This is a genomic window from Frankia sp. Mgl5, from assembly GCF_023242985.1.
In the GTDB taxonomy this organism is placed as follows: domain Bacteria; phylum Actinomycetota; class Actinomycetes; order Frankiales; family Frankiaceae; genus Parafrankia; species Parafrankia soli.
This window is the reverse complement of record NZ_JALKFY010000616.1, coordinates 93,109-106,173: the sequence shown is the minus strand read 5'-3', so window position 1 is coordinate 106,173 and position 13,065 is coordinate 93,109. Positions and strand designations below refer to the sequence as shown.

13 protein-coding genes are annotated in these 13,065 nt (G+C 75.2%); 3 read left to right on the top strand and 10 right to left on the bottom strand.

Features of this window, described 5'->3' with window-relative positions:
* Window positions 1–159: 159 nt before the first annotated feature.
* Both MXD62_RS15550 and MXD62_RS15545 read right to left on the bottom strand, forming a co-directional pair.
* Window positions 160–903, bottom strand: a complete 744-nt coding sequence (locus MXD62_RS15550) for a zinc ribbon domain-containing protein (protein WP_248829964.1) — start codon at window positions 901–903, stop codon at window positions 160–162.
* Window positions 904–914: 11 nt separating this feature from the next.
* Window positions 915–1,871: a Nif3-like dinuclear metal center hexameric protein gene (locus MXD62_RS15545; RefSeq protein ID WP_248829963.1), complete on the bottom strand. Its 957-nt coding sequence runs from the start codon at window positions 1,869–1,871 to the stop codon at window positions 915–917.
* Window positions 1,872–2,045: 174 nt separating this feature from the next.
* On the opposite strand from MXD62_RS15545, the gene MXD62_RS15540 reads away from it, so the two are divergent.
* Window positions 2,046–2,267: a hypothetical protein gene (locus tag MXD62_RS15540; protein WP_248829962.1), complete on the top strand. Its 222-nt coding sequence runs from the start codon at window positions 2,046–2,048 to the stop codon at window positions 2,265–2,267.
* Between the two features lie 254 nt (window positions 2,268–2,521).
* Entirely contained in the window at window positions 2,522–4,780 is a 2,259-nt protein-coding gene (locus tag MXD62_RS15535; RefSeq protein WP_248829961.1) for a hypothetical protein, read from the top strand.
* Between the two features lie 31 nt (window positions 4,781–4,811).
* Here MXD62_RS15535 and MXD62_RS15530 read toward each other — a convergent pair whose 3' ends face one another.
* Window positions 4,812–5,180 carry a hypothetical protein gene (locus tag MXD62_RS15530; RefSeq protein WP_020462553.1) on the bottom strand — a complete coding sequence of 123 codons (369 nt, stop codon included), beginning with the start codon at window positions 5,178–5,180 and terminating at the stop codon, window positions 4,812–4,814.
* A gap of 187 nt (window positions 5,181–5,367) precedes the next feature.
* On the opposite strand from MXD62_RS15530, the gene MXD62_RS15525 reads away from it, so the two are divergent.
* On the top strand, window positions 5,368–6,042 hold the full coding sequence (locus MXD62_RS15525) for an LON peptidase substrate-binding domain-containing protein (protein ID WP_248829960.1): 675 nt from the start codon (window positions 5,368–5,370) through the stop codon (window positions 6,040–6,042).
* A gap of 44 nt (window positions 6,043–6,086) precedes the next feature.
* On the opposite strand, the gene MXD62_RS15520 is transcribed toward MXD62_RS15525, so the two are convergent.
* The 7 genes from MXD62_RS15520 to lspA all read right to left on the bottom strand — a co-directional run bounded on the left by MXD62_RS15520 (window position 6,087) and on the right by lspA (window position 13,061).
* Window positions 6,087–6,752: a hypothetical protein gene (locus tag MXD62_RS15520; protein ID WP_248829959.1), complete on the bottom strand. Its 666-nt coding sequence runs from the start codon at window positions 6,750–6,752 to the stop codon at window positions 6,087–6,089.
* Window positions 6,753–6,913: 161 nt separating this feature from the next.
* A complete protein-coding gene (locus tag MXD62_RS15515; RefSeq protein WP_248829958.1) occupies window positions 6,914–7,882 on the bottom strand; it encodes an ABC transporter permease in 969 nt (322 codons plus the stop codon).
* Entirely contained in the window at window positions 7,879–8,841 is a 963-nt protein-coding gene (locus MXD62_RS15510) for an ABC transporter ATP-binding protein (protein WP_020462557.1), read from the bottom strand. Before MXD62_RS15510 ends, MXD62_RS15515 begins: the two co-directional genes overlap by 4 nt.
* A gap of 145 nt (window positions 8,842–8,986) precedes the next feature.
* A complete protein-coding gene (locus MXD62_RS15505) occupies window positions 8,987–9,631 on the bottom strand; it encodes a DUF6308 family protein (protein ID WP_020462558.1) in 645 nt (214 codons plus the stop codon).
* A gap of 306 nt (window positions 9,632–9,937) precedes the next feature.
* On the bottom strand, window positions 9,938–11,365 hold the full coding sequence (locus MXD62_RS15500) for a hypothetical protein (protein ID WP_248829957.1): 1,428 nt from the start codon (window positions 11,363–11,365) through the stop codon (window positions 9,938–9,940).
* Between the two features lie 8 nt (window positions 11,366–11,373).
* Window positions 11,374–12,315: an RluA family pseudouridine synthase gene (locus MXD62_RS15495; protein WP_248829956.1), complete on the bottom strand. Its 942-nt coding sequence runs from the start codon at window positions 12,313–12,315 to the stop codon at window positions 11,374–11,376.
* On the bottom strand, window positions 12,312–13,061 hold the full coding sequence (gene lspA / locus MXD62_RS15490; protein WP_248829955.1) for a signal peptidase II: 750 nt from the start codon (window positions 13,059–13,061) through the stop codon (window positions 12,312–12,314). The genes MXD62_RS15495 and lspA overlap by 4 nt, the downstream gene beginning before the upstream one ends.
* Window positions 13,062–13,065: the final 4 nt, after the last annotated feature.

The following is a 13,065-nucleotide window of genomic DNA, read 5'->3' as shown; positions in this document are numbered from 1 at the left end:
CCTCTGCTCGTCCGGCTCCCGCGAGTCTGCTCGGCCGGCTCCCGCGAGGGGCTCGTCCACCCCTCGGAGGGGAGTCACCCCTCGGGGGGGATAGAAGACTTTACCGGCCGCTCGGCGATGTGGACAGCGGGCTGCCGGACGCGTGATGTCAGCGGGTGGTCACAGCCCGGACTCGGCCGTCCTGACCAGGATGCGGCGACACTCCTCGCACCGCACGACCTCGTCGGCCGGGGCGGCGGCCACGGCGCGCAGGTCCCCGCCGGAGAGCTCCAGGTGGCATCCCTGGCAACGGCGGCGGATCAGCACGGCGGCGCCCACTCCGGCGGAGGAGCTGCGGACCCGCTCGTACAGGACGACCAGCGGCTCGGGCAGGACCGGCGCGAGGGCGTCACGCTCGGCGCGGCGCTTCGCCGCCTCGGTGTCGATCTCGCCGAACTGCTCGTCACGTCGCTCCTCGGCGGCCCGGCGCTCGGCGGCGACCCGCTCCTGCTCGGCGACCAGGCCGGCCAGCCGGCCCTCCAGCGCGTCGACGGCCTCCATGCGCTCGAGGGCCTCGTCCTCGAGGACGCCCTGCCGGCGGGCCAGCGAGGCGAGCTCGGCCTGCAGGTTCTCCAGCTCGCGCGGGTTGGCGACCTGACCGGACTCGAGCCGGGCGCGGTCGCGGTCGGCGCGACCGCGGACGAGCTCGATCTCGTTCTCGAGCTTCTGCTGGGCACGGCCGATGTCGGCGATTTCCGTCCGTACCCGGACAATGTCCGAGTCGAGCCGGTCGAGGGCCTCGGAACGCTCGGCGATGGTGGCGAGCTCAGGCAGGCCGCGGCGGCGCACGGCGAGCCGGTCGAGCGCGGTGTCCAGCGCCTGGAGGTCGAGGAGGCGAAGCTGGGTTGCGGGATCGGCCTTCATGGACTCCTCGCCTAGAGCCTTTCTTCCCGGCGTGCGCCGGGCGCATGGGATGGGACTGGCAGGCCGGTGGCGGGCTCGCGCCACGTGGGCGCGGCGCTCACATGCAGCTGCCAGGGATCGGTGACGAGTGTGGACACCGAGGTGCTCACCGTACGTCCCCGGGCCGCGAGGCCGGCGCGCAGCCGGTCGGCGGCGCCGGCGAGCCAGGGCCACTCGCTGGCCCAGTGCGCCACGTCGACGACGTCGAGCGGGTGGGCGCCGACCGCGTCGAGGGTGTGGTGGTGCCGGCCGTCCGCGGTCACCAGGACGTCCGCCCCGGCCGCCGCGGCGGCGCCGGCGAGCTCGCCGCCCGCGCCCCCGCACACGGCCACCCGGTGGACCCGCCGGTCCGCCGGACCGGTCGCCCGCACGCCGCCGGCGGTCGCCGGCAGGGCCCGCGCCACCCGCTCGCAGAAGGCGCCGAGCGGCTCGGGGGCCGGCAGGACGCCGACCCGGCCCAGGCCGCGGCACTCGGTGCCGGCGTCGGTCCGCCCGCGGGCCCGCGCGTCGGCGCGGGCCCCCGCGCCGGTCGACCCCGCCGCCAGCGGGTGGACCTCGCGCAGGCCGAGCGCGGCGGCGAGCGCGTCACTGACGCCCGGGTCGGCCACGTCGGCGTTGGTGTGCGCGGTGAACAGCGCGACACCGGCCCGGACCAGGGTCGTCACCACGCGCCCGCCGGCGGTCGTCTCGGCGACCGTGTGCGCGCCGCGCAGGAACAGGGGATGGTGCGTGACCAGCAGCTGGGCTCCGCTGGCCGCCTCGGCGGCCACGGCGGGCGTCGGATCGACCGCGAACAGGACGTCGGTCACGGGGGTGTCCAGGTCACCGACCGAGAGGCCCACCGCGTCCCACGACTCCGCCCAGGCCGGCGGGAAGCATGCTTCGAGAACGGAGACGCAGTCACGGACCGTCGCACCAACGGAGGTCATCCCCGCGACCCTACTCGGATGGTCAGCGGACGGTCAGCCGGCCGGGTCGACCGGTGACCATCGCGCCGGCTCCGGACCGGGTGCCGTCACTTCATCCCGGCATGACCCGTAACGTCACCCCTGGCGTAGGACGTCCGCACGGGGTTACCACGCCGTGGAGAAGGAGCTCGAGTAATGGCTGACGTGTCGGTACGGTTCCAGATCGCCGGGGATTCGGAGATCGTCCTGAACCTGGCGACCCCGCAGGCCGTACGGCTGGTGGAGGCGCTGATGGGCAAGGTCGCCGACGCCATGGCGGCGCCGGAGCGGCTCGCAGTCGGCACATCCTGGCAGCAGGGCCCCCCGGCGCCGGCGGCGCCGCCGGCGTTCAACCCCGGGCAGCGACTGCCTCAGTAGCGCCCCACGCCCAGACGCCCTCGGCGGCACGCGGGCGTCCTCGGCGGGACACCGGTCGTCTTCGGCGCGGCACCCGGCCGCCCCCGGCGGCACACATCCGGTTGCCTTCGGCGGCACACAGAGCTGACAACGGCGCGAGCACGCGGGCCCGCGCCGCGGGTAGTCACTGCCATCACCAGGAATCCGACAACAACGTCGACGCAACGCGATACAACTCCGCAGAGCATTCTCTACGAAAGGACACCCGATTAGCCATGGCGGGGGACGTACCGGCCGACGAGCGGATCCTCATCACGCTGGATGACCCCGGCCCCGAGGCCGACGCGCGGCGCGGCCTGGTCGGTCTGTCGCGAAACGCCGCCGGTGGCGCCGAGGGTGAGTTCCCGGATGGTTCCGCCGACGACGTCGGTGGCGCCGGCCCGTCCGAGATCTCCGACCCGAGCGGCCCGGGTGACCCCGGTGCCCAGGACGTGACCGAGGACCCCCGCCACCGCGAGCGCGCCATCCACCGCTACGGCCGCGTCCGGGTGGTGGGCCGGCCGCTGGCGACCGCGGCCGTGGCCACCGCTCGCGGAGTCTCCGCCGGCACCACCCCGGTGGACGGGACCGTCGTGTCGACGCTGAGCCTGCCCGGCGGGCTGGACCGCACCGAGGCACTCGGGGTCGAGGCGTTCCGCCTGCGCGCGGGGGACGACTACCGCCGGCGCAAGCGCTCGCGGCCGCGCGACGCCGCGCCCTGGGACATGAACCGACCGTGCACCGACATCGCCCCGCCGCGCGGCTCTGCGGGCCCAGGCGCCACCCCGCTCGCACCCACCGTGCGCTCGCTGCTCAACGGGCTCGGATCGGAAGCCTCGGGACCGGAGGCGACCGGGTCGCCCTCGGGCGCGGTCGGGACGGGCACGGCCGGAGCGCCGTCCGCCGGAGCGCTCAGCAGTTACCTGGAGGGCTCCGTCGCGGTCGGGCTCATCCTCGTCGAGGGGCCGACGCCGGCCCTGCAGCTCTCCGCCGCGGAACGCACGAAGATCGTGGCCGAGGTGCAGAACGGCCTGTCCTGGTACGCGACGCAGAACCCGGCGGCCGAGCTGACGTTCAGCTACGACATCCAGATCGTCCGGCTGCCCACCCCCGCCAACCCGTCCGCGAACGACCTCGAGGCCCTCTGGCGCGACCCCACGATGAACCGGCTCGGCTACGCGGCGAACTTCGACGGTGTCTACGACTACGTCGAGGCGCTGCGCGCCCGGCTGCGCACCCGGTGGGCCTACTGCGCGTTCGTCACGAAATACCCGCTCGGCCACTTCGCCTACGCGTCGATCGGCGGCCCGCGGATGGTCCTCGCCGCCGACGCCGACGGCTGGGGCCCGGACAACATCGACCGCGTGTTCGCGCACGAGACCGGCCACATCTTCGGAGCGCCGGACGAGTACGGCGGCGCCGGCTGCGACTGCGGCGGGAGCTGGGGTCGGTACGGGGTACCCAACGGCAACTGCGACTCCTGCGCGCCGGCGCCGGTCGACTGCCTGATGCGCGCCAACACGTTCGCCCTGTGCCGGTACACGCCCGCGCACCTCGGCTGGGGCCACGGCGTGAGCGGCAACCCGGTGCTCCTCCAGGCGAAGGGCCTGGGCGTGCGGGGCAACTTCGACGTCGTCGCGCCGTCGGCCTACGCCGGCCTCACCCACGTCTGGCGGGACAACGACGCCGCCGGCGCACCGTGGCGGGACCCATGGCAGACCGCGCCGGCCCTCGGCCGCGTCGACGCGGTGACGATGGTGCAGAGCACCCTGGCGAACCCGGGCCCGCTGGAGGTGGCCGTCCGCGTGGGCTCGCGGCTGTTCTTCCTGTGGCGGGACAGCACCGGGGCGTTCCAGTGGCGCGCGCCCGTCCAGCTCGCCCAGGGCGTCGGCGGCGTCCCGTCGCTGGTGCAGAGCCGGCTGGGCGGCAAGGGCAACTTCGAGCTGCTGGCCCCGGCCGCCGATGTCGGCATCATGCACATGTGGCGCAACCACGACGTCTACGGCTACCCGTGGAGCGCGCCGAAGCTGTTCGCGGCCAACCTGGGACGGGTCGACGCGGTCAGCCTGATCCACGGGACGCTGGGCGGCGGGGCCGGGATGCTGGAGGCCGTCGCCCTGGTCGGCACCCGACTGGTGCACCTGACACGCGACCAGACAGCCGTCTGGCGCACCGGCGGGATCTTCGCCGAGGGGGTGTCCGGCAACCCGGCGCTGATTCAGAGCGTGTTCCCGGGGGCGCGCAACTTCGAGGTCGTGGTGCCGTCCGCCGGAACCGGGCTGATCCACTTCTTCCGCGACAACAACCGCGCCGACCCGGTGTGGAGCGGCCCCCGCCCGTTCGCGGCGGAACTCGGGCATGTGGACGCCGTCTCGATGATCCAGAGCAACTACGACGGGAACCTCGAGGTGCTGGCCCGGGTCGCGAACCGGCTGTACCTGCTGTACCGCTCGGGCGCCGCGGCCGTGTGGTCGGCGCCGCGCCGCGTCTTCTGACCCACCGGCGGGGCGGGCCGTCGGACTCCGGTCAGCGGGGCGGCTCGCCCGGGGCGGCGGGATCGTCCCACCGCCGGCCCTCCCCCGGGCGGGTCGGCTTGCTCCGGCCGCGGGCGAGCCAGCCGTCGACGAACAGCCCCTCCTCGGGGGCGAGCGTCTCGCGCAGCGCCGGCGGGACGTCCGCCTCGAGCACGGCGACGACCCCGGCGAGCTCACCGGTCGCACCGATCCGGTCCGCGGGCAGCACGACGAGCGCGAGCCGCGGTGGCAGCCGGGACGTCACCTGACCCCAGCCGGCGACCAGGTCGAGCACGGCCCGGGCCGCCTCGGGATCGGGCCCCAGCACGAGGAGCAGCTCGCGCTCGGTCCCCCACGTACCGTCGCGGTTCTGATCAGGCACCCGCGTCCTCCGTCCTGCGGGCTCGCGCCCGCGCAACCGCTCCCCCGCCGTGATCGCCACCGCCCCCGTAATGACAGCCGCCACCACCAACGCGGATGGACGCGGCGGCCGGTACAGGACAGGCTGGGAGCATACGGGCCCGCGCAACGGGTCGGTGACGCTCCGGCGAAGGGGGTGAGGGAGACGGATGGGTGAGCGCCTGCCACTGTTTCCACTCGGCACCGTCCTGCTTCCAGGTCTGCTGATGCCGCTGGAGATCTTCGAGGAACGCTACCGCGTACTGATCCGCGAGCTGCTCGAGATCCCCGACACCGAGACCCGCCAGTTCGGGGTCGTCGCCATCCGCCGAGGCCGGGAGGTCGGCCCGGCCGTCCCCATGATCCACGAGGTCGGCTGCGCGGCGCTGCTGCGCCGCGTCGAGGCGCACCCGGACGGGCGCTTCTCCATCGTGACCGTCGGCGGCCCGCGCTTCCGCGTGCGCTCCGTCGACGAGGGCGACCGCCCCTACCTCGTCGGGGACGTCGACTTCATGACGGACCCGGTCGGTGACGAGGCCGACGCGACCACCAACACCGCGATGGTGGCCCGGCTGCTGCGCGAGTACACCGAGCGGCTCGCCGCGAGCGGCACCGTCGAGATCAAGCTGCCCGACCTGCCGACGGACCCGACCGCGCTGTCCTACCTGGTGGCTGCCGCCGTGGTTACCGACATCACCGAGCGGCAGGGGCTGCTGGCCGCGCCCGACGCCGCGACCAGGCTCCGGGCCGAGCGGGCGCTGCTGCGCCGCGAGCTGGGCCTGCTGGAACGGATCACCACCGTGGGCTCGAACGAGCTGAGTCGCATCAAGCCGAGCTCCAACTGACCACGCACAGTCACTGAAGGCGCACAGTCACTGAAGACGTGCGATCAGCGCCGCCGCCGGGGCCATCCGGGCGCGGTGCCGCCCGCCCACAGCGCCACCGACAGCACGAGCAGCGCGGCACCAGGCAGGATGAGGTAGAGCCCGGTGGCCCGCACCTGGAAGTCGACCAGGTCGCGCAGCAGCGGGGTGGCGTTGGGCGGCAGCGCGTCCAGCACCTGGCCCGAGCGGCGCAGGTGCCCGACCCAGCCGGCGAGCAGCGAGCCGCCGATCCCGCCGGCGGCGAGGCCGATCGGCACCGGCCAGCCCGCGTCCGCCGCGCGCAGGTAGGCGACCAGCCCGCCCACGAGCCCCGCGACCGCGCAGATCATGGCGAAGTAGGCGTCGATCGTACTCTGCACCCCGAACACCGACATCGCGCCGGAGAGCACCGCCTGGACGTCGAGCCGGGGTGCGCTGACCGACCAGAGCAGGCCCAGCAGTGGGCCGACCAGCAGCATCGCGAGTGCGCACACGAGCCCGGCGAGCAGCCCCACCCGGCTGGTGATCGGTTCCGCCACCGCCGGCTCCGCGGGCGGCTCCGCCGCCGGGTACACGGCCGGCTCCCCGGCTTCGGTCATACCGCGGGGTTCGGCGACGCCGCCGGTCTCGGGCTCCGTCTCGGGACGGGAGCACGCCCGCGCGCCCCGGCTGTCGCCCGGCCACTCTGCCACGACCCGTCCGTCTCCTCGCCTGCTGTACCGGTCCACCGACCCGGATCCCCGGGGGGCGAGTCGACCGCCGTCGGCACCGAGCCCGGGGGTCGACCGTACCCGCCTTCTCCACGGCCGCGCCCGCCGCGCCACCGAAGCGGCCGCGATGCCCGGATGCCCGCTCAGGACCGGCCGGCGTGCCGCAGCGACCGCACGGCGACGACGAGCGCCACCACCGCGACCGCCGCGCAGACCGCGAGGTCGACCGTCACGTGCGCCCAGTCCACCGCCGGGGCGAAGCCCTCGGCGAGCGCGTCCACCGCGTAGCTGCTGGGCAGCAGATCACGGGCCAGCCGGCCGATGCCGGGCAGCCGGTCGGCGGGGATCACCCCGAGGAAGAGCACCACACTCATGCCGAGCTGCCCGGCGACCGTGGCCAGCTCCGGCTTCGGCGCCAGCAGGCCGATCGCCGCGCCTATCCCGGCCAGGCTGGCCCCGGCGAGCACCGTCACCGGGATCAGCAGCCACAGGCCGCCCATCGGCAGCCCGTAAAGGAGCGAGCCGACCACCACGGTGACGACCGTGCCCGGCACCGCGAACGTCGCGTACGACGCGGCCGTGCCGAGCACCACCGCGGCGCCGGGGATGGGCAGCGTCAGGTAGTAGTCGAGCGCCCCGGCCGCGCGCAGGGCCCCGAACCGCTGCGCGAGCAGGTTGAGCGCCACGAAGGCCACGACGAGCACCGTCGAGCCGGCTACGACGGAGGCCGCCGCGGAGTTGTCGCCGACGTCGACGATGCCCCGCAGCAGGATCATGATCCCCAGGGACTGGAACGCGGCGACGAACAGCAGCGGCACCCGGGCCACCCGGGCGCGGGCCAGCTGGCCCCGGTAGACGGCCGACACCGCCGCCGGGAAGGCGGTCGGCGGGGGCAGCGGCACGGGCGCCTCCTCGGCGACGGCCCCGGCCGCGGCCCCGCCGGATCCGGCGGCTGCCCGGCCCTTCCTGCCGGCCTTCCGCCTGCCCGTCTTCCCGCCCGCACGATCGGGTGAGCGGTCCTCAGGCGGCACGGCGGCCACCCCGACACCCGTCGCGGGCGGCAGGCCGGCCGGACCCGCGGGGGTGGCGGGGTGAGGCGTCGTCAGGGTCATGTCCGCTCCAGATCACGGCAGGTTCCGCCGAGAGTGAGATACACGTCCTCCAACGACGGAGTCGCGAGACTGAAGTCGTCCAGGGCGGCGAACGCCGGCCCCGTGGTGAGGCGACCGAGGGCGTCCCTGGCCTCGGCATGGGCCAGCCGGGTCGTCCATCGGCGGCCGGTCACCCGCGCCGTGGCGGCGAGTCGGGCCACGGTCGGGTCGTCGACCGGCGGGTCGTGCCGCCAGACCAGGTCCAGCCGGACGTCGTCGGAGACCGACGCCTTGAGCCGGCCCGGCGAGTCGCAGGCGATCACCCGGCCCGCGTCGAGCACGGCCACCCGGTCCAGCACGGTCTCGGCCTCCAGCACGTTGTGTGTGATCAGCACGACCGTGGTGCCGCGCGCGGAGCGGCGGCGCTCCAGCGCCGTCCACACCGAACGGCGGGCCACCGGGTCGAGGCCGGTCGTCGGCTCGTCGAGCACGAGCACCGGGCGCTCACCGACCAGGGTGGCCGCGACGCAGGCGAGTCGGCGCTGGCCGCCCGAGAGGCGGCCGAGCGGGCGGTTCACCACCTCGCCCAGGGCGAGCTCCTCGATCACCTCGTCGCGCTCCCGGCGGGCACCCGCCCGGGACAGGCCACGCAGCCGCGCGGTCGTCTCCACCGCGACGCCCACCGGCAGCTCGGCCAGCGCGAGATCGTCCTGGCCCAGGTAGGCCGCCATCCGGGCGGCGGTTCCGGGACGGCTGACGACGTCGTGCCCGAACATCGTGATCGAGCCGGTGTCGGGGCGGAGCAGGCCCATGAGCTGGCGGACGAGGGTGGTCTTGCCGGCGCCGTTCGGGCCGAGCACGCCGAAGACCTCGGCCGGACGGACGTCGAGGTCGATCCGGTCGTTCGCGAGGACGGCGCACTCCCCGGCGCCGTGCCGCCGGGTGAGGCCACGCACGGCGTAGCTCAGCACGGCTGCCATTCTCGCAGCCGACACGCCGAGCGGAGGCCGCGGGCCGATGCCGCCGACGTCACACCGGCGACACCTAGCACCCGCGTGACAGCGGTGTCACGCACCCGGAGCACCCGTCCCACCGCCTCGCGCCATGCCATCGGACCGGACGGGATCAGACCGCGCTGCTCATCCAGACGACGATGTCGAGGATGCGCAACGGGGTCACCGCCGGGCCGCCCGGCGGCACGAGGCCGGTGAGCCGGCGGAACTCGTCGGCGTTCTCCCGCAGGTCGTACTGCATGGCGCGGACGAGCAGCTGCATGTACTCCCGCCACGACCGGCCGTCGCGCGGCGACGGGGGGACGCAGTCCTCGTGCTGGTAGAAGATCCGCACCTTCGAGTCGAACAGGGGCACCAGCGCCGGGCGCTTGCGGTGCAGCACCTTGGCGATCAGCGAGCCCTTGACGTCCCGGTCCGCGACGTCGGGGTCGTCCAGCGGGTCGTAGAGGGCCGCGACCAGGTCGAGGGTCACCTCGTCCGCCTCGATCAACTCGATCCCCGGGGGGAGCCGGTCCAGCGCCCGCTGCAGCAGCGGAGTCAGCGCGGTCAGCGTGTGCATCCGGTCGAGGTCCACGTTCACACCGAGCAGGCAGGGCGACAGCAGGTCACCCGTACACAGCAGGTCCGGGTCGCCGTTGGTGACGAGCCCGTCGTAGTAGGGGTACGCGTACCGCAGTCCCCGTTTGCGTGGCCCCAGGTACTCCTCGAGCAGGCTTTCCGCGTCGAAGACCTCCCGGGTGCCCCTGGCCAACCTCACCCGAGTGCCCCCTTCGTCATCAGGCGGGCCGTCCGTCGCACGGCCGCCGGTCAGGTCCCCGCCGCCCGGCCGTACCGGTGGACGTCCCATGGACCTGGTGCAATCCTGCCCTGTCCCGGTGGGGCGGTGGAAGACGACCCTCCTGACGGCCGCCGTGCCGGGCCGATCGCGGCGGTCGGCGGCTCCCCGCGCGCGGCGTGGCGGGGGCCTCGCCGCCCGGCCGTGCCCGCCCCCAACGTGCCGGGTGGGCACCTCGGGGGGTGGGAGCACCCGTGGCCCACGGCACCCGGGACCGCGGGCGCCCGCTCAGCGCTGGTCGGGCTGCAGCGGGAGGAAGCGCACGGTCTCCGGGGAGATGCCGGGCGGGGCCGGGTCGACGACCCGCACCCCCTCGAGGTGTCCGAGGTCGACCAGCCGGGCCGCCGGCGCCCGCACGACCGCGCCGAACAGGCAGCCGCACCGCGCGCGCAGCGCCGTGGCCTCCTGCCGCGCGTGCTCGGCCTCGGCGGGGTCCGTGGCGCTGTGCGCGCGGGTGTCGGCGGCGTCGGCCTCGCTGTCGAAGGCGGCTGTGAGGTCCGCGACCGGGTCGCGGACGGTGGCGGCCATCACCGCCCCGTCCGGCGGGACACCGAAGAACACCTCGAGCGTGCGGTAGGCGGTGAAGATCTGCAGCATCTCGCCCGGCGTGCGGTAGCCGGCCAGGCTGACGACGGCGTAGAGGTCGGCGTCCGGGGCCGCCCGGGTCAGGCCGTCCAGCTTCGCCTCGGCCTCGGCTGCGTACGCGGCGGGCGACTCACCCGCGGCCGGGCCGACGGTGACCGTGGGCTCGACGGGCCCGGCCGGAGCGTTGCCGGGGCCGGGGCCGGGTACATGGCTGCCAGAGGGATCGGCGCCGCGCAGCATCGTGGTCACGGCACCGACGACGATCAGTACGACCAGCCCGAGCACGAGCAGCCGGCCGATGGCCTCGAGGGCGCGCCCGGTGATGACGCTGGCCCGGCCCGATGGCGGGGGGCCGTCGCCGTCGACGTACGGGCCTCCGCGTGCCGCCCACGCGCGGCGCAGGCGCGCCCGAGGGCGGTCGCGTGCGCCGGCGAGGCCGCCGGCGACCGACTCCAGCACCCGGCCGACCGGCGGCAGGGCGGCGGCGTCGACCCGGTCGAGCAGTCGGATCACGGAGCGTCCCAACCCGCCCGGCGGGGAGCCGTCGCCGGGCACGTCACCCGCGGGCTCAGCGGGCCCCGCGGACGGCGCGGGCCCGGCGGACGATGTAGGCCGGACGAACGTCGTGGGCCCGGCGGAAACCGCGGGATCCGCGGAATCTGTGGAATCCGCGGACCCGGTGGATGCTGTGGGATCCGCGGGATCGGCGGCTGAGGGATCAGCGGCAGCACCGTCGTCCGGAGGAGAGCCGTCCAGGGGGTCCTCGTCCAGGATGCCCTCTCGCGGGGGCTCCTCTCCCGAGGGACCGTCGACCGAGGGAGTGTCGGCGGCGGGCGGGTCGCCCGCGGGCGTGTGCTCGGCGGGCGGGTCGCCGGAAGGCGCCTCGTCGGAAGGCTGGTGACCGGAAGGCGGGACGCCGGCAGAGGGGCCGCTGACCGGCGGCAGGCCGGAGGCGGTCACCGCCGCGGCGTCGTCCGCGGGTTCGACGGGCTCGGGTTTCCCGGGCGCGCGGACCGCCTCGGGGCCTTCGCTCGAGGACTGTGCGGAAGGCGGGCCGGGGTCCGCCGGCACCGGCGTCCTCACGTCTGGTCGCGCAGCCGCTTCACCGCCTCGGCCAGGTCGTCGGGATCGGGGCTGGTGAACTCGACCCAGGTGCCGTCCGCCGGGTGGGCGAAGGCGAGCCGGGCGGCGTGCAGCCACTGCCTGGTCAGCCCGAGGCGCTGGGCCAGCGTCGGATCCGCCCCGTAGGCGAGGTCGCCCACGCAGGGATGCCGCAGCGCCGCCATGTGCACCCGGATCTGGTGGGTGCGGCCCGTCTCCAGCCGCACCGACAGCAGCGAGGCGGCGCGGAACGCCTCCTCGGTGTCGTAGTGGGTCACGCTGGGCTTGCCGTCCGCGACGACGGCGAACAGGCCGGGCCGGCGGGGATGGCGGTCGATGGGGGCGTCTACCGTCCCGCGCAGCGGGTCCGGGTGTCCCTGGACGACCGCCCGGTATTCCTTCTCCACCTCGCGTTCCCGGAAGGCCCGCTTGAGAAGGGTGTAGGCGCGTTCACTCTTCGCGACGGCCATCGCCCCGGTCGTGCCGACGTCCAGGCGGTGCACCACGCCCTGGCGCTCGGCCGAGCCCGAGGTGGAGACCCGGTAGCCGGCGGCGGCGAGCGCGCCGATGACCGTCGGGCCGGTGAACCCCGGGGCCGGGTGGGCCGCCACGCCGACCGGCTTGTCGACGACCACGATGTCGTCGTCGTCGTGCAGGATGCGCAGGCCCGCGACCGGGGTGGGCTCCACCGTGAGCGGGCGGGGCGGGGCGGGGAGGGCTACGTCCAGCCAGGCGCCGCCGCTGACCCGGTCGGAGCGGCCGCGGACCTGGCCGTCGACGCTCACCTGGCCGTCGTCAACGAGCGTGGCGGCGGCCGTGCGGCTCAGGCCGAACATGCGGGCGATGGCGGCGTCCAGGCGGATGCCGTCGAGGCCGTCTGGGACCGGCAGCGAGCGCCGGTCGATGTCGGCCGTGCTCACGCGTCACCGGGCCCGGGACCGCCGGCGTGGCTCGGCCCCGCCGGACCGGATGGTCCGGCCGGCTCCGCTGACCCGGGGTCGGGTGGCGGGCCGCCGGAGAGGCGCGTGCCGTCGAGGCCGACGCCGCGCAGGGAGAGGATGACCGCGAGCGCTCCGCCGCAGACGATCGCCGAGTCGGCGACGTTGAAGATGGGCCAGTGGTGGATGTGGACGAAGTCCACGACGTGCCCGCGCAGCGGCCCGGGGGCGCGGAACAGCCGGTCGATCAGGTTGCCCAGCGCGCCGCCGACCATCGCGCCGAAGACGAACGCCCACCCGATGGAGGCCAGCCGCCTGGCGGTGACCACGACCACCGCGACGACCGCGAGCGCGATCAGGCTGAGGATGACCGTGGCCCCGCCGGCCAGGCTGAACGCGGCCCCCGAGTTCCGGGTCAGGCGCAGGTCGAGCACGCCGGGGATGATCTCGATCGGGGCGCGCCCGGTGAGCTGGGCGACGGCCAGCAGCTTCGTGCCGATGTCCAGGACGATCAGACACAGCGAGGTCAGCGCGACGACGAGCACCGCACGGTGCGAGGTGACCAGGCGGTCACGGCCGGGCCTGACCGCGGCGTCACCGCTCGGGGCGCCGCCGCCCGCGCCGGAGGCACCCGGGGCACCCGCTCCCGCCGCACCAGCGTTCACGGTGCTCCCGTACTGGGTGTTCCTGTACGGGACGCCCTTGTCCATCCCCGGCTCGGCCACCACACAC

Coding starts and splice junctions, on each gene's coding strand:
- MXD62_RS15515 (WP_248829958.1), bottom strand. CDS start 7,882: ATGACCCTGACGACGCCTCACCCCGCCACCCCCGCGGGTCCGGCCGGC.
- MXD62_RS15510 (WP_020462557.1), bottom strand. CDS start 8,841: ATGGCAGCCGTGCTGAGCTACGCCGTGCGTGGCCTCACCCGGCGGCAC.
- MXD62_RS15550 (WP_248829964.1), bottom strand. CDS start 903: ATGAAGGCCGATCCCGCAACCCAGCTTCGCCTCCTCGACCTCCAGGCG.
- MXD62_RS15525 (WP_248829960.1), top strand. CDS start 5,368: ATGGGTGAGCGCCTGCCACTGTTTCCACTCGGCACCGTCCTGCTTCCA.
- MXD62_RS15545 (WP_248829963.1), bottom strand. CDS start 1,871: ATGACCTCCGTTGGTGCGACGGTCCGTGACTGCGTCTCCGTTCTCGAA.
- MXD62_RS15535 (WP_248829961.1), top strand. CDS start 2,522: ATGGCGGGGGACGTACCGGCCGACGAGCGGATCCTCATCACGCTGGAT.
- MXD62_RS15540 (WP_248829962.1), top strand. CDS start 2,046: ATGGCTGACGTGTCGGTACGGTTCCAGATCGCCGGGGATTCGGAGATC.